Consider the following 22814-nt stretch of genomic DNA (forward strand, 5'->3'; position numbering starts at 1 on the left):
ATTATAACATTTGTTCCCATATTCATCAACAAATTAAAAATCAAACAGAAAAATAATTCCGTTCGGAATGTTAATTGATTGACAATAATTGAATTTTAATTCATAATAGTTTTGTCTATTCAATTTTGCAACTTTTACCGTATGGATTATTCAAGATTAGGAGAGGATTCCAATATGGGTTTGACACTGGCACAGAAAATTATAAAAAATCATCTTGTCAGCGGCACTATGACGATTGGCAGCGAAATCGGCCTCAAAATAGACCAGACGTTAACGCAGGATGCCACGGGTACGATGGCATATATCGAATTTGAGGCAATGGGTGTTCCAAGGGTTCGCACGGAACGCTCGGTTGCGTATGTCGATCACAATACGCTGCAAACCGGATTTGAAAATGCGGACGATCACCGGTTCATTCAGTCGGTCGCAAAAAAACACGGAATTTATTATTCAAGGCCGGGCAACGGCATTTGCCACCAGGTTCATCTGGAACGCTTCGGTATCCCGGGGAAAACCCTGATCGGTTCCGACAGCCACACTCCCACAGGCGGAGGCATCGGCATGCTGGCAATCGGGGCGGGGGGGCTGGACGTCGCCGTCGCGATGGGCGGTGGCCCATACTACATTACGATGCCGAAAATTCTGAGGGTTGTTCTGACCGGGGCGCTTTCCCCCTGGGTCAGCGCGAAAGATGTGATTCTGGAGGTGCTCCGCCGCTTGTCGGTCAAAGGCGGAGTGGGCAAAATTCTGGAATATGCCGGGAATGGAGTAAAAACGCTGACGGTCCCGGAACGGGCCACCATTACGAATATGGGCGCGGAGCTTGGGGCTACGACTTCAGTTTTTCCTTCGGATGAAGTAACGCTGGAATTCTTGAAGGCACAGGGGAGGGAACAGGATTGGACGGAGCTGCGCCCGGATGCGGACGCCGTCTATGACGAAACTATTGAAATCGATCTTTCTTCCATCGAACCCTTGGCGGCTTGCCCGCATAGTCCGGACGCCGTCAAACCGGTTCGGGAAATCGGACCGATTGAGGTTGATCAGGTCTGCATCGGCTCCTGCACGAATTCTTCCCTGCGCGACATGATGCGAGTGGCTTCAATTTTGAAGGGCAAAACGATCAGCCCCAACGTCAGCCTGTCGATTGCACCGGGTTCGCGGCAGGTGTACGGCATGCTCGCCGAAAACGGCGCGCTTGCCGACCTGATCGACGCGGGGGCAAGAATCCTGGAATGTGCCTGCGGCCCCTGCATCGGAATGGGGCAGTCCCCGAAATCGGCCGGAATTTCACTGCGGACGTTTAACCGGAATTTCCTCGGGCGTTCCGGTACAGCCGACGCCCAAATCTACCTTGTCGGACCGGAAACCGCGGCTGCCTCCGCGCTTTCGGGTGTGCTGACAGACCCCAGAACCCTGGGAGAGGAGCCTACAATCAACCTTCCGGACTGTTTTGAGATCAACGACAATATGATTATCCCGCCTGCTTCCGAGGAGAAAGCGAAGGATCTTCCGATTCTCCGCGGGCCTAACATCAAAGAACTCCCGGTTGCCGGTCCCCTTTCGGAAACCATCAAAGCCAAAACCCTTTTAAAGGTTGGGGACAACATAACGACCGACCATATTATGCCTGCCGGCTCTAAAATTCTTCCGTACCGGTCGAATATTCCTTATCTTTCGCAGTTTTGCTTTGCCGTATGCGACAAAGCCTTTGCGCAGCGCTGCAGGGAAAACGGGAGCGGCATCATTGTCGGAGGCTCGAACTACGGGCAGGGGTCGTCCAGGGAACACGCTGCTCTGGTTCCGCTGTACCTCGGCGTCAAGGCCGTGATTGTTAAGAGCTTCGCAAGAATTCACTGTGCAAACCTTGTAAACGCCGGAATTCTTCCCTTGATTTTTGAAAATGAAAAGGATTATGATACAGTCGATCAGATGGATGAACTGGAACTGAACGATGTGTGCGGCGCGGTTCAAGACGGGCGAACAATCACCGTCCGAAACAGGACGAATGGGACTTCCTTTCAGGCGAAGCCTGTGTTGAGCGAGCGCCAGCGCAGAATTGTTCTGGCGGGCGGTTTGCTGAACGACACACGGGAACAAAACGGAAGGGCGTAAGAGAGTTGGACACGTCGGTGAAAAAACTGTCGGCAAACACAATCAAATGGATTGCAATTACCGCGATGCTGATTGATCACGTTGCGTGGGGCTTTGTACCGACCTATTCCGCGGCAGGGCAGCTGATGCATATCATCGGCAGAATCACGGCGCCGACCATGTGCTTTTTTCTGGCGGAAGGCTATGCGCATACGCACAACTTTCAGAAATATGCTTTCAGGCTCGGCCTGTTCGCGCTGATTTCCCATATTCCTTTCGTTCTGTTCGAAACGGGGAAGCCGTTGAGTTTTTTCCCTTTCAGCGTAATCTACACCCTGTTTCTGAGCCTTCTGGCAATTCGCGCCAGTGATAAAATAGAAAATCCGTTTTTCCGGACGCTGGCGGTTTTCGCTCTTTGCGTTCTCTCGCTCCCGGGGGACTGGATGTTCTTTGATATTCTTTTCACCCTTGCCTTCTGGCAAAATCGCGGGAATTTCCGCCTTCAGATGCAATCGTTTTCCATCATGGCAATTATAATGGTCCTGCTCAGTACGTTTTCCTCAGTTACGATGGGGCGTCCGCTTTACAGCCAACTGTTTCAGGCGGGTGTTTTCCTGTGCCTGCCGATTCTATCGCGTTACAGCGGAGAACGCGGCGGCGGACGTTACTCCAAATGGACGTTTTATATTTTTTATCCCGCGCATTTGCTGGTGCTTGGGCTGATTAAGCTTTTTATTTAGAATTGGAGGATGCTGCCATGGCAGAAAAAATAAAGATGCGAACCCCACTTGTCGAAATGGACGGGGACGAAATGACCAGAGTGATCTGGAAGCAGATCAAGGACATTTTGCTGATGCCCTATATTGACCTGAAAACAGAGTATTATGATCTTGGACTAAAACACCGCGACGAGACAGAGGATCGTGTGACCGTTGAAGCGGCGCAGGCGATCGAAAAATTCGGCGTCGGTGTTAAATGCGCCACCATTACCCCGAACGCGGACCGGGTGAAAGAGTATGATTTGAACCAAATGTGGAAATCTCCGAATGGGACGATCCGTGCGATTCTGGACGGCACGGTTTTTCGCACTCCGATTCTGGTCAAGGGAATCACGCCGCTGGTTCCGGCCTGGAAAAAGCCGATCACAGTGGCCCGCCACGCTTACGGCGACGTATACAGGAATGTGGAAATGGCTGCCGCTGCGGGCTCAAAGGCGGAATTGGTAGTTACGGATGCCGCCGGAAACGAAAAACGAATGACGATCCATGAATTTCAGTCATCCGGCATTGTTCAGGGAGTCCACAATCTTGATGAGAGTATTTCCAATTTTGCTCACTCCTGTTTCCAGTATGCTCTTGGTGTAAAAAAAGATATTTGGTTTTCCACAAAAGACACGATTTCCAAAACATACGATCACAGGTTTAAAGATGTTTTTCAGAATATTTTTCAAAAAGATTATGAGGAAAAGTTCAAAAAGGCTGGAATCACTTACTTTTATACGCTGATCGACGATGCTGTTGCGCGCGTGATCCGCTCAGAGGGCGGGTTCATCTGGGCTTGCAAAAACTATGACGGTGATGTCATGAGCGACCTGGTTGCAACGGCGTTCGGAAGTCTGGCCATGATGACCAGCGTATTGGTTTCGCCAAAGGGAGTCTATGAATATGAAGCGGCCCACGGTACGGTTCAGCGCCATTATTACCGGCACTTAAAGGGAGAAAAAACTTCTACCAATCCGCTTGCCACTTTGTTTGCCTGGACGGGCGCGCTGAAAAAGCGCGGTGAACTCGACGGGATACCGAAACTGTCTCAATTTGCCGAAAAGCTGGAGCTTGCTTCAATTCGGACGGTGGAAAGCGGAACAATGACGGGAGATTTATCGGGAATATCAACGTTACAAATGAAAAAAACGGTGGATACGGAAACCTTTTTGGGTGCCGTTCGCAGAACTATGGATCAGCTTTAATCAGTTTCATGTTTCACTTGAATTGGAGGAATGCGTCATGTCAAGACGTGAAAAGGTTTCTATGTCGGTAATCAGGCGCCTGCCGCGTTATTACCGCTTTTTGATTCATTTAAAAGAGAAAGGCGTCACGAGGATTTCTTCGACGGAGCTTTCGGCTAAGCTGGGTCTTACCGCTTCTCAAATTCGTCAGGACCTGAATTGTTTTGGCGGCTTTGGCCAGCAGGGCTACGGATATATCGTCAGTCAGCTCTGTGACGAAATCGGCAATATACTCGGCCTTTCCGGTAAATACCCCACCATCCTGTTCGGCGCCGGGAACCTTGGCCGGGCAATCAGCACCCATATGTCGTTTGAGTCGGAGGGATTCCGCCTGATTGGAGTTTTCGACAATTCGCCGGAACGAATTGGGACGGAGCTTGCAAACCTGAAAGTGAGGGATGTAGCGGGTCTGGAGGAATTCTGTAAAAAGGAAAAGCCGGTCATGGCGATTTTCTGTGTGCCCAGAACCGCGGCCAGTCAACTTGCTGAACAGCTTTATAATCTCGGAATTCGCAATTTCTGGAATTTCAGCCATTATGATCTTTCCATGCAGTACCCCGACGCTATTGTTGAAAATGTTCATCTGAATGATAGCCTTATGACTTTATGCTACCGGATTTCCGATCAGTCTGCCAAATAAACGGCAGAAAGGCAGCCGCATATTTTTTGAGCTTTATCGGATCATAAGAAACAGGTGAAACAGAAGGAGGTAATTCTATGGGTTGGATTCCGCTCGCAATTCTTTTGGCAATACTGCTGATACTGGTTGTCTGGTGTGTTTCGGCTTACAACAGGCTGATCTCATTTTCTGTCCGTGTTGACAACAGCTGGTCTCAGGTGGACGTACAACTGAAAAAAAGATTTGATCTGATTCCAAATCTGGTTGAAACGGTAAAGGGTTACGCAGCGCATGAAAAGTCTACCCTGTCGGAAGTGACGAAATGGCGCGGCGCGGCGATGAATGCAAAAACGCCGGAGGAAGCGATGGAGAATAACGCCAAGCTTTCAAGGGCAATCGTCAATCTTTTCGCGACCGCGGAACAGTATCCGGATCTGAAAGCAAATCAGAATTTCCTGAATCTGCAGGATCAGCTTCGCGAAATAGAAAGCAAAATTGCCGTTTCCCGCCAGTTTTATAATGATACGGCTATGAAATACAACGAATACGTCATGCGTTTTCCGTCAAATCTGATTGCGTCGGTGTTTCATTTCAACCAGAAAAAATACTTTGAAATCGAGGAAGCGGACCGGGCTGTCCCGCAGGTGAAATTTTGAAATCAATAATGAATCATAGGGAAGCCGGAAAAATTATCCCCAAATTACAACTGCGAGCCTTTTTCCTATTAACGGCGGTCTTGTTCTGCTTTCTTCCTTTGACCGCCTGCTCGGATGATTATGATAAAAACTCAAGGCAAGTGTTGCAGAAGCTGAACGTTTCCGCGGCTTTGATGGAAAACGGAGACATGACGGTCTCTGAAACATGGAAAATCAATTTAAAAGACCGCAACAAACCCTATCGGAACATCTATAAGTCCTTTTCTTTAAAAGCAGGCGAGTCCGCAGAAATTACAGATTTAACCGTTTATGACGAGGACCGGGGGATTCCTTATTCCTTTGCGGGCGATGTTGACCCGGAAAGTGTTTCCGGCGATGAAATGCAGGACCAATGTTACCTTTATCAAACCGGAAATCAGGTTGAAATCGGCTGGTTTATGCCTTCGATTGAAAAAGGCGTCCGGACGTTTACCTTTACTTACAGAATTAAAAATCTTGTCACTGTTTATCAGGACACGGCGGTTTTATATAACTATTTTCTTCCGAGCAATTTCAGCCTTCCCGTCACTGTGATGGACGGCACGATCCGCTTTCCGTCCGGTGGCAACAAAAAGGATGTACGCGCGTGGCTGCATACGGATGTGAAAAGCAATCTGTCGATTGACTCCAACGATCAAATCAGTTTTACGGCCTCTTCTATTCCGGCGGGTCATTCGGTTGAAGTCCGCCTTTGCATGCCGCCGCAGTTGTTTCCGTCTTCTAAAAATGTCGTTTCCCAGGCGGTTTTGCCGGGGATTGAACAGGAAGAACAAAAATGGGCTGACGAATACGAGCGGAAGCTTCGAATGGAATTCCTGCTTGGCGTTCTTGATGCCGCCGGCGCGGTTCTCCTTTTGGGAATTACTCTGTTTTTCTTTTTCCGGCTCCGCAAAAAGAACAAGAGGTATGCGGTTGAGGTACCGGAATATACGAGAGAGATCCCGCAGGGAAACAGCCCGGGAGGGATTGCCAACCTTTATTATTTCTATTCCGGACTTCATGAAAAAGAAAAAAACAGGATGCTCAGCGCCACGCTTCTGAGCATGGCCAGAAAAGGATTCGTACAATTTGAAAGTACCGGAGACCGATTAACCGTTATTCTGACCGGTGATACAAAGGGAGAAGAGCTGACGGAAAGTGAGAAAGTTTTTCTTGAACTGATTACCACCGTCGGAGAGACATCGGGAAATCGATTTACCATGAGAGAATTTCAAAAATATGCGGAGTCTCATGGGGAATATGTCGGTCGTAAGCTGGAGGACTTTTCCGTTGCCACAAAAAGAGAGCTTTCTCAGCGGGGATATTACGAGGCACGGCCTGTTTTCTTCTCCGCATCCAAATGGGTCGGCGTGTTGTTGATTCTGTTTGCGTTTGTACTCTTTGCGGGAACGGATATTCTGGGAGTTTTGCTGATTTATCTTCCTGTCTCCATGTTATTGTCCGGCATATTGTTGATGGTCGGCGGCTCGGTGAAAATGAAATTGAGCCAAAAAGGCGAATACGAATACGGCGTTTGGCATGGACTGAAAAAATACATGGTCGAATTTTCACGCATGAAAGAGTATGGTGTTCCCCAGCTTGAACTCTGGGAGGAATATCTGGTCTATGCGACCATGATGGGGGTTTCCGGCGAAGTATGCAAACAGCTCAAAATGGCGTACCCTCAGCTTAGGGATGAAACGTATGTTAACGGCAATTTTGCCGGCAGCTATTTATACTTCATGTTCGGGCCGAGAATTTATTGGGGTGGGCTTGCTCCGTCGCGGGGTGCTTTTGACTTTGGGGCTGCGCTGGGCAGTACATTCCGGCAAGTCGGTTCGGCAGCAACCAGATTATCCAATTCGTCCATGAACGGCGGAGGAAAATTTGGCGGCGGTTTTGGAGGTGGCGGCTTCGGCGGGGGAGGATTCTCCGGCGGAGGCGGAGGCTTTGGCGGAGGCGGAGGCGGAGGCGTCCGCTGACGACAAACAAAGCACTTGGCGGTACATCAGCCAGGTGCTTTGTTTTTTAGAACGATATTGTTTTGAAGAAATATTATCTACTGAAGCAATTCAAGTGCATGATCAAGGTTATGGACCGGGATTATCGAACAACTCGTTCATCCATTTTTCTATTTCATCTTCATCGTGAAAAGCTGGCAGGCGGTCCATTCGGTAAAGAGACAGGTTTTCAACGTGTTTGATGGTTTCACCGGGTTTTACCTGATACATGGGGCTTAAAGAGGAAAGTTCCGCAAAATCTTCGGTCAGGCGGATTTCGCAGGTGCTTCCCGAATCGGGATAGGCTGCCTGAGGAGTTGCCACAAACCTTTTAACAAGAACAACGCCATTAACGGCATATGCGATCCAGCCCGGCAGATTGTTGGTTCCAATTCTGAGCGGGGCTTGATTTCCAGATTCATGCCGGATGGCTAGGAACCGGTTCCCGCAGGAAATACGTTGATCTTTCAGATTGGTACCTGGCCACAGGCTGATTGTCCTGTTAGGCCTGCCCTGTTGTGCCTGTAAATTCTGCGGAATGACGGCTACTCCGCCACCGGCTACCATTGTTGAAGGAAAGAGGGCGAAGACCATGGTTTCCCGGGAACAATTTTTAGCCGTGTGGACAATCATAATATCAGTGGCTTTTTCCCCCATAATAATTTCAAAAGAAAGCTGAATTTCTTCCGGCTTCAGCTTTGGCGGGGTAAAGGTAATGCCTTCGGACTGGGTGCTGTAAACAACCGGAGCATTGTCCGGAAAGTCGATCTGTGGTGTTTGGCATATTTGCAGACGATGTCCCCCGTAAAGCTGGTAAACCGAATTTTTAGCCGGCATGGTGTTTTTTTCGTCAAATAATGTGTATTTATGATCAAGGTCGGTATAAAAGATATTTTGCTCATCAATAAAGCCAAATCGTAAAATTCTTGGCCCCGTCTCTATTGATACGACGCAGTCGAGGATTTCGTTGGTAATCCTGATGCAGCGTCCGAAGTCTTCATATTCCAGTTCTTGTATTTCCATGAGAAGGGACACCCTTTCTAGCATTAAAGCGTGATCACTTTTTCGGTACGGTCTATGCCGCAGGGAGCGATTTTTGGAAGGCACAGAGCATACAGATCGGTCGCTTTGCTCTCCAAATCCGCAATTTCCTTTCCTCTGTCGTCCAGACCGGCAAGGTCGGATGAGCGGGAAATAATCGGCAGTTTGGAAATGGATCCGGCCTTTTGCAGAATTTCCGGTCCTCGCTTTCCAAGTCCCAAAATCCGGATATAGGGTGGAAGGCCGGAAGAATGAAAGGCTTTCAATCCTAAAAATGCGGAGAGAACAATCCTCCGGATCCGCGCAAGCGGATACCGTTTGGTCTTTGTAAGAAAATACAGCTCTTCCAGCCCGGTCGCCTGGGCGGCCGCATTGAAGATTCTGTTTTCCAAGCCTTCGCTGATGTCGGGCAGAGCTGCAAAATCCTCTCTCGTCATCATCCGAAGCTGCGCGAGAACCGCCCGTTCCGCAAGGAAAAGATCTGCGGGAGCTTTTTCGGCTTTCATCTCTTTACTCAAAACCGAGTAGGCGGCGGAAGGCATTAGGGGGGAGCAGTCCCGCCCGCACCGTAGCAGTCTCCGAATCTGACCGGAGGAAGCAAAAGAGCCTGACTCACGGTCTGCGTCGTGTGCCGAACCGAAACGGCTGACGGTAACCGGCGTGATGCCGGAGCCGATCCTTTCAGCGGCTTTCATATATTCGATGCCGAGAATATTGTTGGGGTCGCGGAGCAAAGCGGCTGTTTCCGAACCGAACAACTGTTCCACCGCGTTTTGCCTTGCCGCCGCGAAGGTGGATCCGTTTTGAAGTGTTTTTCGCATTTCCTCCCGCAGCAATGGGGAAGAAAGCGCTTTCGCCGCGGCTTTCAGCCGGTCGACATTTCCGCATTCACTGCCGAACCCGATCAGGTCGGCACCGATGGCGTCAAGAAGCGCGACGCCGCCGAAAGCAAACCGCTCGGCGCCCGCAACTGACCAGGGCAGGGGAAGCTCCGCGACCAGATCCGCTCCGCAGAGCAGCGCCTGCCGGACCCTGGCCCGCTTTGAGAGAATTGCCGCGTCGCCGCGCTGCACAAAATTGCCGCTCATGACGGCGACGATGTGCGTCGCGCCATATGCTCTTAACCGCTTCATTAAATATTCGTGCCCATAGTGAAAAGGATTGTATTCACAGATAATACCCGCTGTTAACATTTTATAAGATAACCTTGAAATTATACCTTTCCTGTATTATGATATACTATATTACACGATTCTAAAAGCTCTTACAATAGTTCTGCTCATGAATGCGTGAAATCTTGGAGGTAAATAATGAAGGTATTGGTCATCAACGCAGGCAGTTCTTCCCTGAAATATCAGCTGATTGATATGGAGACGGAGAAAATGCTTGCAAAAGGTCTCTGTGACAGAATCGGAGTGGACGGTGCATTCCAGCACAAAACATCCGATGGCCGCAGTAAGAAAACCAAAACAGAAATTAAAGATCATGAGGCGGCGTTTCAGCTTGTTACAGAAGCTCTTGTCGACAAAGAAGTCGGTGTTATTTCCAGCCTGAATGAAATTTCTGCAATCGGCCACCGTGTGGTTCAGGGCGGCGCGATTTTTGATAAATCCGTTCTGGTAACAGATGAAGTCATCCGCCAGATTCAAAATCTGATTCCCTTGGCTCCGCTTCACAATGGTCCTGAAGTAAACGCTATTCTTGCCTGCCAGAAAGTGTTTGGTAAGGACAAGCCTCAGTGCGTTGTTTTCGATACTTCGTTCCATGCAACCATGCCCCAAAAAGCTTATATGTATGCAGTTCCATATGAGTATTATGAAAAGTATAATGTTCGCCGTTACGGTTTTCACGGTACGTCGCATCGGTATGTAAGCAGTCATTGCGCACATCTGATGCATCAGCCTCTTGAAGACATTAAAATGATTACCTGCCATATCGGCAACGGCTCTTCCATCGCAGCCATCCAAAACGGCAAAGTGATCGATACCAGCATGGGTCTGACTCCGCTGGACGGTTTTATGATGGGGACTCGTTCCGGTTCTCTTGACCCTTCCATTGTGACCTTTATTATGGAAAAGGAAGGTCTTACTCCGAAGCAGATGGACGAGGTTCTGAACCGCAAATCCGGCATGTATGGCATCTGCGGCTACAGCGATGACCGCGATGTAACGAAAGCGGAAATCGGCGGTGATCCGAAAGCAATTCTTGCTCATGAAATGCTGAACTATCAGATCTCCAAACAAATTGGAGCTTATGCGGCGGCTTTGAACGGCGTGGACTGCATCGTCTTTACCGCGGGTCTTGGTGAAAATCAGCCTCCCATGCGCTATTCCATCTGCAAAAACCTGAAATATCTGGGGGTTAAGATTGATCCGATCAAGAACGATGAGTTTGTTCTCGGCAAGGAAGGCAAAATCTCCGCTTTTGATTCCACCGTTTCCGTTTACGTCATCAACACAAATGAGGAGCTCGTCATTGCCCGCGACACAAAGAATATTGTTAGCAGGCTCGAATATGCGTCGGCTCCGGATAAGACCAACGTTGACCCGGAAGACGTCTGACTTGTAAACTTCTCAAAAACAGCCTTGATAGGAGCAGCGCTGAGATGCTCCTTCTTCATGGTGGAATATTTTCCATTTTATAGAAAAGAGGCTTCCCGGAATGGGAAGCCTCTTTCATGCGGTTTTGCTGGCTTTTTGCCGTTTGATGATTTTCATACGCGAGAAATCTTCACGATCCTTTTCCTCCAACGCCTCAGTGATGGTTTTCACCGTCTGCTCAAAGCGGGGAATCATGATATTTTTCAGCGCGTTTGCGCGCTTCTGCGTTTTCTTTACCGCGTTAGCCAGCCTGTAGACGCTGTTTTCGACTTCAGCTAACTCGGCGGTCAGTTTTTTCACTTCATCGAATTTCAGATAGGCCCGGTCGAGCAGGATATTTGTGGACATTAAGCCGAACGGAACCTGAGCCTTTTCCGCTTGAAGGGATACCATAGGGATTTCAACGCCCATTACGCTGCGGTAAGCGACGTTCAGCCCGTTTTCCACAGGAACGGTCTGGGAAAGCTCCTTGACAATGCCGAGCGTGATGTTGGCTCGCTGGAGAGCGGCATATGCTTCTTCGTAAGCTTTGTCGATCTTACCCTGAAGCTGATTCGCCCTGTCGATCAGCGCCATCATTTCGCGGATTAAAATGTTGCGCTTCCGGTCCAGCAGTTCAAATCCGGAGCGGGAGAGCTCCAGTGTTTTTTTGGTAGACAGAAGATTCCCTTTGGTGGGTACGATCTGCTCACTCATTTTCGCCGCCTCCGTTGCCGCTATCTTCTTTGGAGTCCTCACCGATCTTGTTTACATGATCCCAGATAGCCTGAGACACCCTGTCCTTGGCGTTGTCGGCCGACAGACGTTTCTTCGCGGGCTCGTAATACTGATCCAGCATCTGGTCGTCAACGCGGTCCAGCGCTCCGCGGGGAAGGGTTGCGAGCAGTTCCCAGCCAAGGTCAAGACTCTGCTCGATGGAGCGGTTTTCGGAAGGCCCCTGATTTACAAAATGTGATTCAAACAATTTGCCGAATTCCAGATATTTCTTGTCTTCGGGAGACAGCTCTTCTTCACCGATAACGGAAGCAAGCGAACGGACATCCATCACTTTTGCGTAGGATGCGAAAAGCTGGTTGGAAAGCGCCGAATGGTCCTCACGCGTATATCCTTTTCCGATACCATCCTTCATCAAACGCGAAAGGGAGGGGAGAACGGCAACCGGAGGATAGATACCCTGTCCGTCCAGAGAACGGTCCAGAACAATCTGTCCTTCCGTAATATATCCCGTCAAGTCCGGAACCGGGTGCGTTACATCGTCATTCGGCATGGTCAGAATCGGGAGCTGCGTAACGGAACCGGTTTTGCCCTTTACCATGCCTGCGCGTTCGTAGAGGGACGCAAGGTCGGAATAAAGATACCCCGGGTATCCCTTTCTTCCGGGGATTTCGCCCTTGGAGGAGCTGAATTCACGCAGAGCTTCCGCGTAAGCGGTCATATCCGTCATAATGACGAGGATATGCATGCCCAGCTCAAAGGCCAGATATTCCGCGACGGTCAGCGCGCAGCGCGGAGTCAGAATTCTTTCGATGATCGGATCGTTGGCAAGGTTTTGAAACATGACGACCCGCTGCAGAATACCGGATTCACTGAACGACCGGCGGAAATAGTCCGCGACGTCGTTTTTCACGCCCATTGCTGCAAAAACGATTGCGAATTCGCCGTTTTCGTCGCTGATTCTTGACTGGCGGGCAATCTGGACGGCGAGTTCATTGTGCTTCATACCGGAACCGGAAAAAATCGGAAGCTTCTGCCCGCGGATCAGCGTCATGAGCGTGTCTATCGTGGAAATGCCGGTATTGATATAGTTTTTCGGATAGATTCTTGAGACCGGGTTGATCGGAGTTCCGTTAACGTTGGCTCTTTTTACGGGGAAGATATTCCCCAAGCCGTCAATTGGCCGTCCGGAACCGTCGAAAATGCGTCCCAGGAGTTCGGGAGAGAGCGGCATTTCCATTGGGCGGCCGGTCAGTCTGGTTCGCGTGTTGGTCAGGGAAATTCCGCGGGTTCCCTCAAAAACCTGAATGACGGCACGGTTTCCTTCCATTTGCACAATTCGGCCCTGTCGAATGCTGCCGTCATCCAGACGGATGCCCACAACCTCTTCGAAAAATGCGTTCTGAACGTCGTCAAGAACGATCAGGGGGCCGTTAATATCTTTTACGCCGATATAATCAAGAATCATGTGAAACCGCCTTCCAATCAATCATTTTAACAGTACGGTGCCAGCGGGGAAATATGCCCGTTAAGCAGAAACGATCTTGGAGAGAGTACTGTCAATCTCTTTGATATAGTCTTCAAACATTTCCGGTTTGTTGTTCGGAATATCATATTTCATCTTGACCAGCTTGTCAAAAAGACCGGTTTGCAAAATGCCGGAAATCGGTATGCTGGCGGAAATTAAATGTTTTGCCTTTTGATAAAGATAAAGAATTACCTTCATCATCTGCTTTTGCTTTTCAAGAGGAACATAGGTATCCTCCGCATGAAAAGCGTTCTGCTGCAAAAAGCCGACGCGAATGACCCGGGCGATTTCAATAATCAGTTTCTGGTCGTCAGGAAGAACATCCGAACCGATCAGCTTTACAATTTCCATCAGTTTGTTTTCCTGTTGGAGAAGATTGTTGATCCTCTTGCGGTATTGGATGAAATCATTCCCGAGATGTTCCGTATACCAAGGGTCAAGGTCGGAAAAATATTCGCTGTAGCTTTGCATCCAGTTTATCGCGGGGTAGTGGCGCGCATAGGCAAGAGCCTTATCCAGCGCCCAAAAACAGCGGGTAAAACGCTTGGTATTCTGGGTAACGGGCTCGGAGAAATCGGAGCCCTGCGGAGATACAGCCCCGATAATGGTTACCGACCCTTCCGAGTCGTTCAAATTTTTTACCATGCCTGCGCGTTCATAAAACTCGGCAAGACGGCTGGGCAAATAAGCGGGGAAACCTTCTTCTGCGGGCATTTCCTCCAAACGGCCGGAAATTTCACGCAGAGCTTCCGCCCAGCGGGAGGTGGAATCCGCCATCAGCGCGACGTGGTAACCCATATCGCGGTAATACTCGCCAAGGGTAATGCCGGTATAGATGGATGCTTCGCGGGCCGCCACCGGCATGTTGCTTGTATTGGCGATCAACACGGTTCGGTCCGTCATCGGACGGCCGGATTTTGGGTCGGTCAAGTCCGAAAATTCCTCCAGAACCTGACTCATTTCATTGCCGCGTTCGCCGCATCCGACATAAATAATAATATCCGCGTCACACCATTTGGCAAGCTGATGCTGCGTCATGGTTTTACCGGTGCCGAAGCCGCCCGGGATCGCCGCCGTACCGCCTTTGGAAACCGGGAACAGCGTGTCGATGACGCGCTGACCGGTGATTAAAGGAATGTTGGGCGGAAGATGTCCGGAAACCGGACGCGGGGTCCGGATTGACCACTTCTGGCATAGGGAAAGTTCATGAATTTTACCAAGCTCATCCTTTAATTCCACAACTGTATCGTTCACATGGTATTTTCCGTTTGATTTGACGGATGCAACCGTACCGGAAAGTCCCGGCGGCACCATACACTTGTGGCGGATGATCGGTGTTTCCGGCAATTCGGCATAGACTTCGCCGCCCTTTAAAAGGTCCCCTTCTTTTACGGTAACCGTAACATCCCATTCGCGGCTCTCGTCGAGCGCAGCAATATTGCTGCCGCGGGCGATGAACGAACCGGATTCTTTGGCGATTTCCTTTAAGGGGCGCTCGATCCCGTCAAAAATATTATCTAGGATCCCGGGCCCAAGGGTGACGTTCATCGGGCTTCCTGTACCGTAAACCGGCTCTCCGGGGCGCAGGCCGGTTGTTTCCTCATAGACCTGGATTGTGGTCAAATGGTCGGAAACACCGATCACTTCGCCGACCAGACGCTCATTTCCAACATACACCATTTCCATCATGGAAAAACTGCGGGAGTCCCTGACGGTTACTACAGGCCCGTTGATTCCGTATATCGTATCCTGATTATCCATAAATTCATCTCCGATAACACTAATCCGTTACAAAACTGCTGAAATACCGCAATGCATTCATGACGGACGGATTTTTTAGCAATTGTTCAGACAACGGCCATACCAGACTGTTCTTCGAACCATTCGCGCTGATTTTCCAGAAGGGTGTCGAGAGTTCCATCCGCCGACAGTCCCATGTTGTCGTTTCGGGCCCTGATTCCGCCGATCCTTATGCTTTCAAGAACTTGAAAGGAACAGGCGCTGCTAAAAGAACTCCGAATCAAATCCTCGTATTTTTCATCACCGGATTTTAAGAAAACCACTGTTCCCTCATTCTGCAGTACTTTGGAAAATTGTTCGGCAGATTTTTTCAGAAAATCTGCGTAACGCTCTGTTTTCGTGAATTCAACCAGTTTATCCGCGGAGCGCTGGAAAATGTCGTCTGTGATTTTCTGCCGCTTTTCCAGCAGCTCGCGCTTCAAAGCCATTTCCCGAACGGCCATTTCCTTGACGATTCCCATCCGCATCTGACTCATTTCTTTCTGAATCATGCGGTAACATTCCGTCAGGACTTCCATTTCCGCTTCACCGAGTTCTTTTTCCTTAAAAGCGGTGATTTCATCTTCGATCTTTTTTCGTTGCTCCTCGGCGTAGTGGTTTATGGCAGAGTAAAATTTATCTTTCTTCTCATCTGTGTTAGCCATTATTGAGCCCCCGTTCGACTAAAATTCAACTAAATCTTAACGCCGATCGCTTCTCGTACATAACGGGTAATGGAATCCTTGGTGCGCCCGTTACCATGACGGTCGGGAATTTCCACAATCAGCGGCCGCCTTTGGTTCAGCTTCAGATTGTAAACCATATCGGAACAGAGGGAGAGCAGGGCCTCGGTAATTAGAACCACAGCGATATCTTCTTCGTCCATCGCTTTCTGAAGAGCCTGCTTAACTTCGTCCGCCTCGTGGACAACAACGCCTTCGATTCCAGCCAGGCGCATTCCAACCTGTGTATCCACATTGTCGCTGATTACATAAAAACGCATAAGCCCGCCTCCATTTCCTAAGCTGGTCAGACCTTGTTCAGAATCAAAATGGACATTAATAGTCCGTAGATCGCAATTCCTTCGCCAAGGGCCACAAAGATCATGGATTTGCCGAGAGCCTTCGGATCTTCGCTGATCGCACCGATTGCGGCAGGAGCCGTCGCGCCGACGGCGATACCTGCGCCGATTGCGGCAAAGCCGGTGGACAAAGCGGCGGCAATCATTCCAAGGCCGCTGGATGAACCGGAAGAGGCGGGAGCCGCCTGAGAGGTGGTGGTGGAGGCGGTGGGCTGTGTGGAAGTAGCCGCGTGGGCAACCGCCGGAACGGAAACGGTTATGGCGCAAACGGCAACAAAGGCGATCATTTGTACCATCATGGCATTGCGCTTGCTCCGTCCGTGCTTTATCGCATGAATGGCAAGGAAAGTAGACAGAATCAGAAAAATGATCGGCAGGCAAAATAATGCAATAGACATAAAATTTCCTCCTGATACAAATATTATATTGCTGGAATCGGTTAGGATTCCTGACGCACAATAACTGGGGTGAAAGGTCGTCCGTCGCCGTCAAAAAAGCGGCTGAACATTTCGTAGAATTCGAGCCTGAGCGCCTGAATACCGACAAGAAGGCCTTCAAGTGCCATAACAAAGAGATTGCCGATAATAACGATCAGAGCGAAGCCTAAGCCGGATGTCATTTCAGCAAGAGTAAACACAACCATCATCATACCGGCGTGTACCAGTACAAAGGCTCCGACACGGATAAAACTGACGGTATTGGAGAGGTAGTTTAACATATAATCGAATACTTCAAAGAGATTCTGAATGGTAAATTCCGTGATGTTTTCCGGCTTCCAGTCGGGCCGGCCTTCCATCATTCCGCCAAGAACCTCCTGCAGCATCATGCTGAGCATCGGAAGAACGATCAGACAAATTACATACAGAGTACTGAAAACATGTATTTGCATGACGAGCTGACCGACAATTCCAAAGATAACGGCACAGTAAAAAATCAGACCGGCCACTCCATTTGGCCCGAACAGGCCGCTTGCGTAACGTTTCCGCCTCAGCGACGAATAAATGTTGATTAGAATTGCGATCACAACCAGCAAAATTCCAAGGCCGATCGTTGTGTATATGATCGCATTGGTATCGGAAGGTTCCAGAACTGAAATTGGCTTTTCCGGTAATCCGAACACAGATTGGTAAATAGGGTCGAACGCATTTTCAAATCCGAATGCGGTACCAAACAAAAAGCCAAAAAAGGCAGAGGATATTCCGCAGGGAACCAATGCTTTTCCAAGAGGCATTTTGCGTTTCTTCCACAAATACCATCCAACCAGAGAGACACAAAGCCCTTGACCAAAATCCGCGAACATAATGCCAAAAAACAGCACGTAAGTCATCGCAACCAGAAAAGTGGGGTCAACCTCATTATAGCCCGGAAGACCATACATGCTGACAAAGTACTCAAAGGGTCTGAACAATTTTTTGTTTTTCAGTTTCACAGGCGGAGAGTGCATCAGAACTTCCGGTTCTTCCGCTCTGTCAAATGTATATTTCACGGTTTCCATCTGGTCAAGCGAGGCTTTAATGGTATTTTCCTTATCTGCGGGGACCCATCCGGTTATAATAAAATTATCCCGGTAACGCGCCGCGTAGCGCCTTATGTTGAAGAAAACATAGTCCTCAGAAAGCCAGGAAAATACATTTTGAACCTTTTGCTTTTCCTTTTCCCAAAGATCGTTGATTCTTCGGTTCAGTTCTTCTTTTTGCCGGTTTTCATCCCGTAGCTTTTCCGCGAGCTGTCCCATAGCGGTTTCCATGGTACCATCTAACTTTTGAAGGTGAGTTCGTTCAAAATATAAGCCTGAAAAAATACGGTCGACTTCCGCAATCTGTTCAATTGGGGCGCAGTACATTCCCCAATAATGTTCTTCTTCTTTCGTGGACGGGAAGAAAACCATATAGGGATTATTGTCATATTGAGAGAGCTTTTCGTAGCTGTCGATCGGGAGGGAACCAAATCTGAATTTGATGAACTTACATTCACGAAGTTCGTCCAGATCCATATCCAAACCCATAAAGTGCCCGACCTTTTCCATTTCCCGGCTGTCTGTGGCAATCTGACGTTCCATATCGTTTCTTTGGTCAAGAAACTCGCTGACGGAAGAAGAAAAATTCTTCACATAGGAATGCCAGTCGCCAAGCAACGGTATGATTTTATCGATCGCTTTGGGAGTCAGCAGCTCTACATGTTTATTAATGGATTTCAAAGTCTCTTCCAAAGTGTTTAACGAGTCAGAATATGGATTTTCATCATTTAATGGAGTGAATTCAGAGGTATCGGAGTAAAACGCGAGCGCATTGTCCGGATGAAAAACACCGGATTTTCCAAGCGCTGTTGTGACGTCGTCGAGTTCTGACATTCTCCCGATTACACTGAGAACTTTAATTTTTACAACGGCCACGCTTATGTCCCTTCTTTCCTGGTTAATTATTCACGACGATTAGAAGCTTTTTGATTTCATCCGTTGCCAGCTGATAGCGGATTCCTTCAACAATCGTGATAATATCGTTGATTTCTGCCTCACAGGTAAAAATGTAGGAAATAAGCACAACGGAGGAATGGGTTGAAAAATCAATATAATGGTGACAGTTTCTAAAATTCATGCGGCGTGGGATTTCGCCTACATAATCATGCTCAAATTTCAGCGCATGCCTCCCGATATCCGTGGTTTCGAGAAGTGAGACAATCTCTCCTTCGCTGTTGGTGTTAATCATTTCGTCCAAAAGGTTCTCTTTCAAAGAGCCGTAGGGCAACAATGCTTTTTTAATAAACTCAGGATTCGCATGATAAGTGACTTTGAGTCTGACGATTCTGGCGAAATTGGTCAAGTCGATATAGGACTTCAAAATTTCATTAAGCTGCCGGGTGGTTTCCCCATGCGTGCTTTTTTTAACGATGCGAAATACCTTCGCATAAAGGTTGGCGTAAAGGGCACTCTCAATGCCCGTGTAATTAATCCATCCATTTTCTCCGGGGCGGAAAGGCTCCAGAATTTTACGGTATGCCGTATTTCCCAGAGCGCCGAGCAAATCGTCAAAGTTTTTGATTTTGCTCAGGGATTTCAGATTGATCTTCGTATGCCGTAAAAGGTAAGAGGGCATATTGAAAATGTACTCTTCCGGCATTCCCGCATCCAAAAGAAGAATCGCGCGAAGAATCTGCTCAATTTCATTCCGTTCAATAAAGTATTTCGCGAAATGCTCGCCAAGCGTGATTTCAAAGTGGCATAGGGCAGCGTAATCTTCCAGCAGTTTCTGTCTCAGCTTTGCTTCTAATTGTCCGCGGTGTACCTCGGATTCCTCGATCCCGGAAAGAACTTTGCTGTAAACTGTGTTGCTTTTCAGATAACCCGCAACTTCGCCGACTGTTTTGCATGCCAGCAGATCTTTATAGTTTTGAGGCGTCAGCCTTTTTCCATACATGGCACGGGCTTTAGTTAACACGACCTGTGATGAATATTCGGACAGCATGCCTCCTCACTCTCCTATAACTTTAGCTACAATTTGTCCAACCCACTGATCTCCCTTATCGCGATATAACTGGTCCATACGGTTGGAGAGCTGCTCGCTTTGCTTTTTCTTTTCTGTCCATGCAGCCTCGGCGGCCGCGCGTTCTTTCGGCTCGTTTTTTGCGATTCTTTTTCTTGCTTCCTCCAGATATTTTTGGCGGATTTCCTCTCGCTTCTGCTGAATTTCTTTTTCGGAATTGACCTTCTCCTGCTGGGCAGTTTCTGTAATCTGCCGGGCTTTCCGGTCCATGTCAATGATCTGTTTCATCAGATCCTGCATATGGCGATCCCTCCCGTATATTATTATGAACAGGTGATTATCTGTGAGTATGCAAAATTTCATCTTACTATTTGAGTAATTTACATTTATTATACCATAAACAAGAAATTATTATTGAAGAAATGAAAAAACCGAGTCCGAAAAAAGCCGTTTTTTTAGAGTCTTTTAATAAGAAAATTAGTGAAATTTTGTGAATATTTTGTGAACTGATTAATTTTTCAGGCTTTGAATCGGTGCCGGAATTCTACCGCCGCGCAGAATCATTTTCAGTGGGGAGTAGCGGTTGACCTCCATAACGGGGCCCCCGCCCAACAAGCCGCCGAAATTCAGTTCCTCGCCAGCCTTTTTCCCGATTGCCGGAATCAAACGAACGGCGGTTGTTTTCGAATTTACCATGCCGATAGCCGCCTCATCTGCTATGATGGCGGAAATAATTTCAGAGGGGGTATCGCCCGGTACTACAATCATATCGAGTCCGACCGAACAGACCGCGGTCATGGCTTCCAGTTTTGTAATACTGAGCGAACCGCAGCGAGCCGCGTCAATCATGCCGGAGTCTTCCGTGACGGGAATAAATGCCCCGGAAAGGCCGCCAACGTGGGAAGAAGCCATGACACCGCCTTTTTTCACAGCGTCGTTCAGCAGGGCGAGCGCTGCTGTGGTGCCGTGCGCGCCGCAGCTTTCCAGCCCCATTTCCTCCAGAATATGAGCGACGGAATCTCCGATTGCGGGGGTCGGAGCAAGGGAAAGATCAATGATTCCAAACGGAACGCATAGCCTCCGCGAGGCTTCCTGTGCGACAAGCTGGCCCATACGGGTCACTTTAAACGCCGTCTTTTTAATAATATTGGCGACTTCATCCATCTTGCAGTCTCCTGCTTTAGCCAAAGCCGCTCGAACGACACCGGGGCCGGAGACCCCGACGTTAATCACGCAGTCGGGCTCTCCGGGGCCGTGAAACGCTCCGGCCATAAACGGGTTGTCTTCCGGGGCGTTACAGAAAACCACAAGCTTTGCCGCGCCGATGCAGTCTTTTTCAGCAGTTGCCTTGGCGGTTTCCAGAACGACACGTCCCATCTTTTCAACGGCGTCCATATTGATCCCGGCTTTAGTGGAGCCGATGTTTACAGAGGAGCATACATACTCCGTTTCGCTCAGCGCCTGCGGAATGCTCTCGATCAAAGCGTAGTCGCCGGGCCCGAAGCCCTTGTGAACCAGGGCGGAGTAACCCCCGATGAAATTGACGCCGGTTGTTTTGGCGGCACGGTCCAGCGCTTTTGCGAAACGAACGGGATTTTTATCGGGACAGGCCGCCGCAATCATGGCGATCGGCGTCACCGAAATTCGTTTATGGATAATCGGAATGCCATACTCTCGACTGATGTCTTCGCCGGTTCTGACAAGGTTTCCGGCATACCGGCAGATTTTATCATATATTTTCTCGCATGACCGGTTCGCATCGGGATCAATGCAGTCTAACAGCGAAATCCCCATGGTTATGGTTCTCACGTCAAGATTTTCATTGTCGATCATTTGAATGGTTTCAAGAATATCTCGGGAATTTATCATGATTGATTCTCCAGCCTTCCTCCAGAGTCCGCTTAGATGCGGTGCATGGAATTAAAAATGTCTTCGTGCATGACATGGACGGAAAGATTCAGTTCCTTACCGGTTTTTGTCAGCTCTTCAGATAATTCCGGAAAAGGAATTTTGCATTTTGAAATCTCAACCAGCATAATCATGGCAAAAAGGTCCTGAAGAATCGACTGGGTTACTTCGACAACATTCACGTTGTTTTCCGCGCAGACGGATGAAACCCGTGCGAGAATTCCAACCATGTCTTTGCCGATTACTGTAATAACGGCCCGCATTTTGGTACCCCCAAACGTGTAATAATATTCAGGGTTTTATTATGTGCGGAAACCCCTTTTTTGTCAAGCGACGGCCGACTCGCGGAATGTCAAACTGCTTAAAAAAAGAAAAGGACCATACTTCCAACATGGAAATGATTGATCTAGGATTTCCGAAAGAATTGTGATACTATAAATAATATGAAAAAAGAGCGGATTGGAGGAAGTCATGAATATTCAATACATATCGGACTGTCATATCCATACCGATTGTTCTCCGGATGGGGCCGATTCCGCCATGATGATGTGTGAAAGCGCGGCTCGCCTTGGGTTCTATGCCGTTACCATCACCGATCATTGTGAGTGCAATCTTTATCGGAAGGATGGTTATGATAAATCTATTCGTCAGTCCTGCTTTGAATCGAGAAAGGCCGCCGCTGCTTTTCAGGGGCGGCTTCATGTTTATTCCGGCGTCGAACTGGGCCAGCCTATGCAGAACACGGATGCCGCGGAAGATGCTCTTGGGTGCTTTAACTATGATTTTGTTCTCGCTTCTTTGCATAACATACAGGGGAAAAAAGATTTTTTTGAGTTGGATTATTCCATTGAAAACATTGACGATCTATTAAACAGATACTTTGATGAGATTCTGGAAATGATCGAATGGGGAAAGTTTGACTCCCTTGCGCATTTGACTTACCCTTGGCGCTACCTCGTGGGAGAATTCGGACTGCATATTAAGACCAACAGATTTATGGGCAGAATTGACGAGGTACTAAAAGCGCTGATTGCAAAAAATATCGCTCTGGAAGTAAACACCTCCGGATTCAGGCAGAGACTTGGGACGTCCATGCCCGATGATCCGGTGATTCGCCGTTACCGCGAGCTGGGCGGCAGAATGATAACCCTTGGCTCCGATGCTCACCGCTGGGCGGATGTCGGCGGCGGAATCGAGCTGGGGCTGAAACTTATTCGAAGCGCCGGTTTTCATCACTATGTGGTTTTTACCGGAAGAAAACCCCATTATCTTCCGGTTGAGTAAGTAAGACA

At 48.7% G+C, this 22814-nt stretch carries 21 protein-coding genes; 8 read left to right on the forward strand and 13 right to left on the reverse strand.

Going from position 1 to position 22814, the window contains the following annotated elements; all coding sequences use genetic code 11:
* Positions 1-174: 174 nt before the first annotated feature.
* From ACLQ3M_RS10925 to ACLQ3M_RS10950, 6 genes are all read left to right on the forward strand, one after another.
* The gene (locus tag ACLQ3M_RS10925; RefSeq protein WP_411677716.1) at positions 175-2115 is read left to right on the forward strand and encodes an aconitate hydratase; all 1941 of its coding nucleotides are present in this window, start codon (positions 175-177) and stop codon (positions 2113-2115) included.
* Between the two features lie 5 nt (positions 2116-2120).
* Positions 2121-2834 (forward strand): TraX family protein, encoded by a 714-nt coding sequence (locus ACLQ3M_RS10930; RefSeq protein WP_411677717.1) that lies wholly within the window; start codon positions 2121-2123, stop codon positions 2832-2834.
* 17 nt (positions 2835-2851) lie between these two features.
* Positions 2852-4060 carry an NADP-dependent isocitrate dehydrogenase gene (locus ACLQ3M_RS10935; RefSeq protein WP_411677718.1) on the forward strand — a complete coding sequence of 403 codons (1209 nt, stop codon included), beginning with the start codon at positions 2852-2854 and terminating at the stop codon, positions 4058-4060.
* A gap of 37 nt (positions 4061-4097) precedes the next feature.
* On the forward strand, positions 4098-4739 hold the full coding sequence (locus ACLQ3M_RS10940) for a redox-sensing transcriptional repressor Rex (protein ID WP_411677719.1): 642 nt from the start codon (positions 4098-4100) through the stop codon (positions 4737-4739).
* Between the two features lie 77 nt (positions 4740-4816).
* Positions 4817-5374: a LemA family protein gene (locus tag ACLQ3M_RS10945; protein WP_411677720.1), complete on the forward strand. Its 558-nt coding sequence runs from the start codon at positions 4817-4819 to the stop codon at positions 5372-5374.
* A 143-nt stretch (positions 5375-5517) separates the two neighbouring features.
* Positions 5518-7374: a DUF2207 domain-containing protein gene (locus ACLQ3M_RS10950; RefSeq protein ID WP_411677721.1), complete on the forward strand. Its 1857-nt coding sequence runs from the start codon at positions 5518-5520 to the stop codon at positions 7372-7374.
* Positions 7375-7482: 108 nt separating this feature from the next.
* Here the strand turns inward: ACLQ3M_RS10950 and ACLQ3M_RS10955 are convergent, their stop codons facing one another.
* Together ACLQ3M_RS10955 and ACLQ3M_RS10960 are read right to left on the reverse strand one after the other, a co-directional pair.
* A complete protein-coding gene (locus tag ACLQ3M_RS10955; RefSeq protein ID WP_411677722.1) occupies positions 7483-8415 on the reverse strand; it encodes a hypothetical protein in 933 nt (310 codons plus the stop codon).
* 23 nt (positions 8416-8438) lie between these two features.
* Positions 8439-9626 (reverse strand): nucleotidyltransferase family protein, encoded by a 1188-nt coding sequence (locus ACLQ3M_RS10960; RefSeq protein WP_411677723.1) that lies wholly within the window; start codon positions 9624-9626, stop codon positions 8439-8441.
* Positions 9627-9743: 117 nt separating this feature from the next.
* Between ACLQ3M_RS10960 and ACLQ3M_RS10965 the strand changes: the two genes are divergently transcribed.
* Positions 9744-10994: an acetate/propionate family kinase gene (locus ACLQ3M_RS10965; RefSeq protein ID WP_411677724.1), complete on the forward strand. Its 1251-nt coding sequence runs from the start codon at positions 9744-9746 to the stop codon at positions 10992-10994.
* Between the two features lie 114 nt (positions 10995-11108).
* Here the strand turns inward: ACLQ3M_RS10965 and ACLQ3M_RS10970 are convergent, their stop codons facing one another.
* The 11 genes from ACLQ3M_RS10970 to ACLQ3M_RS11020 form a co-directional block, all read right to left on the reverse strand.
* Complete coding sequence (locus tag ACLQ3M_RS10970; RefSeq protein WP_411677725.1) at positions 11109-11729, reverse strand: V-type ATP synthase subunit D; 621 nt, start codon at positions 11727-11729, stop codon at positions 11109-11111.
* On the reverse strand, positions 11722-13215 hold the full coding sequence (locus tag ACLQ3M_RS10975) for a V-type ATP synthase subunit B (protein ID WP_411677726.1): 1494 nt from the start codon (positions 13213-13215) through the stop codon (positions 11722-11724). Before ACLQ3M_RS10975 ends, ACLQ3M_RS10970 begins: the two co-directional genes overlap by 8 nt.
* Before the next feature lie 60 nt (positions 13216-13275).
* Complete coding sequence (locus ACLQ3M_RS10980; RefSeq protein WP_411677727.1) at positions 13276-15036, reverse strand: V-type ATP synthase subunit A; 1761 nt, start codon at positions 15034-15036, stop codon at positions 13276-13278.
* Between the two features lie 86 nt (positions 15037-15122).
* Positions 15123-15719: a V-type ATP synthase subunit E gene (locus ACLQ3M_RS10985; protein WP_411677728.1), complete on the reverse strand. Its 597-nt coding sequence runs from the start codon at positions 15717-15719 to the stop codon at positions 15123-15125.
* A 29-nt stretch (positions 15720-15748) separates the two neighbouring features.
* Positions 15749-16057 carry a V-type ATP synthase subunit F gene (locus ACLQ3M_RS10990; protein WP_411677729.1) on the reverse strand — a complete coding sequence of 103 codons (309 nt, stop codon included), beginning with the start codon at positions 16055-16057 and terminating at the stop codon, positions 15749-15751.
* 26 nt (positions 16058-16083) lie between these two features.
* Entirely contained in the window at positions 16084-16533 is a 450-nt protein-coding gene (locus ACLQ3M_RS10995; protein ID WP_411677730.1) for an ATP synthase subunit C, read from the reverse strand.
* A 41-nt stretch (positions 16534-16574) separates the two neighbouring features.
* Complete coding sequence (locus ACLQ3M_RS11000; RefSeq protein WP_411677731.1) at positions 16575-18527, reverse strand: V-type ATP synthase subunit I; 1953 nt, start codon at positions 18525-18527, stop codon at positions 16575-16577.
* Between the two features lie 22 nt (positions 18528-18549).
* Positions 18550-19596 (reverse strand): V-type ATPase subunit, encoded by a 1047-nt coding sequence (locus tag ACLQ3M_RS11005; protein WP_411677732.1) that lies wholly within the window; start codon positions 19594-19596, stop codon positions 18550-18552.
* Between the two features lie 6 nt (positions 19597-19602).
* Complete coding sequence (locus ACLQ3M_RS11010; protein WP_411677733.1) at positions 19603-19914, reverse strand: hypothetical protein; 312 nt, start codon at positions 19912-19914, stop codon at positions 19603-19605.
* 210 nt (positions 19915-20124) lie between these two features.
* Positions 20125-21483 carry a PFL family protein gene (locus tag ACLQ3M_RS11015; RefSeq protein WP_411677734.1) on the reverse strand — a complete coding sequence of 453 codons (1359 nt, stop codon included), beginning with the start codon at positions 21481-21483 and terminating at the stop codon, positions 20125-20127.
* A 32-nt stretch (positions 21484-21515) separates the two neighbouring features.
* Positions 21516-21785, reverse strand: coding sequence for an ACT domain-containing protein (locus ACLQ3M_RS11020; RefSeq protein WP_411677735.1), 270 nt, complete (start codon positions 21783-21785; stop codon positions 21516-21518).
* A 208-nt stretch (positions 21786-21993) separates the two neighbouring features.
* Between ACLQ3M_RS11020 and ACLQ3M_RS11025 the strand changes: the two genes are divergently transcribed.
* The gene (locus ACLQ3M_RS11025; protein WP_411677736.1) at positions 21994-22806 is read left to right on the forward strand and encodes a histidinol-phosphatase HisJ family protein; all 813 of its coding nucleotides are present in this window, start codon (positions 21994-21996) and stop codon (positions 22804-22806) included.
* Positions 22807-22814: the final 8 nt, after the last annotated feature.

The organism is Caproicibacter sp., assembly GCF_046707225.1.
Classification (GTDB): domain Bacteria; phylum Bacillota; class Clostridia; order Oscillospirales; family Acutalibacteraceae; genus Caproicibacter.

Excerpts from the sequence above, each read along its gene's own strand:
- ACLQ3M_RS10925 (WP_411677716.1), top strand. The coding sequence starts at position 175 with ATGGGTTTGACACTGGCACAGAAAATTATAAAAAATCATCTTGTCAGC.
- ACLQ3M_RS10935 (WP_411677718.1), top strand. The coding sequence starts at position 2,852 with ATGGCAGAAAAAATAAAGATGCGAACCCCACTTGTCGAAATGGACGGG.
- ACLQ3M_RS10940 (WP_411677719.1), top strand. The coding sequence starts at position 4,098 with ATGTCAAGACGTGAAAAGGTTTCTATGTCGGTAATCAGGCGCCTGCCG.
- ACLQ3M_RS10945 (WP_411677720.1), top strand. The coding sequence starts at position 4,817 with ATGGGTTGGATTCCGCTCGCAATTCTTTTGGCAATACTGCTGATACTG.
- ACLQ3M_RS10955 (WP_411677722.1), bottom strand. The coding sequence starts at position 8,415 with ATGGAAATACAAGAACTGGAATATGAAGACTTCGGACGCTGCATCAGG.
- ACLQ3M_RS10960 (WP_411677723.1), bottom strand. The coding sequence starts at position 9,626 with ATGTTAACAGCGGGTATTATCTGTGAATACAATCCTTTTCACTATGGG.
- ACLQ3M_RS10965 (WP_411677724.1), top strand. The coding sequence starts at position 9,744 with ATGAAGGTATTGGTCATCAACGCAGGCAGTTCTTCCCTGAAATATCAG.
- ACLQ3M_RS10970 (WP_411677725.1), bottom strand. The coding sequence starts at position 11,729 with ATGAGTGAGCAGATCGTACCCACCAAAGGGAATCTTCTGTCTACCAAA.
- ACLQ3M_RS10975 (WP_411677726.1), bottom strand. The coding sequence starts at position 13,215 with ATGATTCTTGATTATATCGGCGTAAAAGATATTAACGGCCCCCTGATC.
- ACLQ3M_RS10980 (WP_411677727.1), bottom strand. The coding sequence starts at position 15,036 with ATGGATAATCAGGATACGATATACGGAATCAACGGGCCTGTAGTAACC.
- ACLQ3M_RS10985 (WP_411677728.1), bottom strand. The coding sequence starts at position 15,719 with ATGGCTAACACAGATGAGAAGAAAGATAAATTTTACTCTGCCATAAAC.
- ACLQ3M_RS10990 (WP_411677729.1), bottom strand. The coding sequence starts at position 16,057 with ATGCGTTTTTATGTAATCAGCGACAATGTGGATACACAGGTTGGAATG.
- ACLQ3M_RS10995 (WP_411677730.1), bottom strand. The coding sequence starts at position 16,533 with ATGTCTATTGCATTATTTTGCCTGCCGATCATTTTTCTGATTCTGTCT.
- ACLQ3M_RS11005 (WP_411677732.1), bottom strand. The coding sequence starts at position 19,596 with ATGCTGTCCGAATATTCATCACAGGTCGTGTTAACTAAAGCCCGTGCC.
- ACLQ3M_RS11010 (WP_411677733.1), bottom strand. The coding sequence starts at position 19,914 with ATGCAGGATCTGATGAAACAGATCATTGACATGGACCGGAAAGCCCGG.
- ACLQ3M_RS11015 (WP_411677734.1), bottom strand. The coding sequence starts at position 21,483 with ATGATAAATTCCCGAGATATTCTTGAAACCATTCAAATGATCGACAAT.
- ACLQ3M_RS11020 (WP_411677735.1), bottom strand. The coding sequence starts at position 21,785 with ATGCGGGCCGTTATTACAGTAATCGGCAAAGACATGGTTGGAATTCTC.
- ACLQ3M_RS11025 (WP_411677736.1), top strand. The coding sequence starts at position 21,994 with ATGAATATTCAATACATATCGGACTGTCATATCCATACCGATTGTTCT.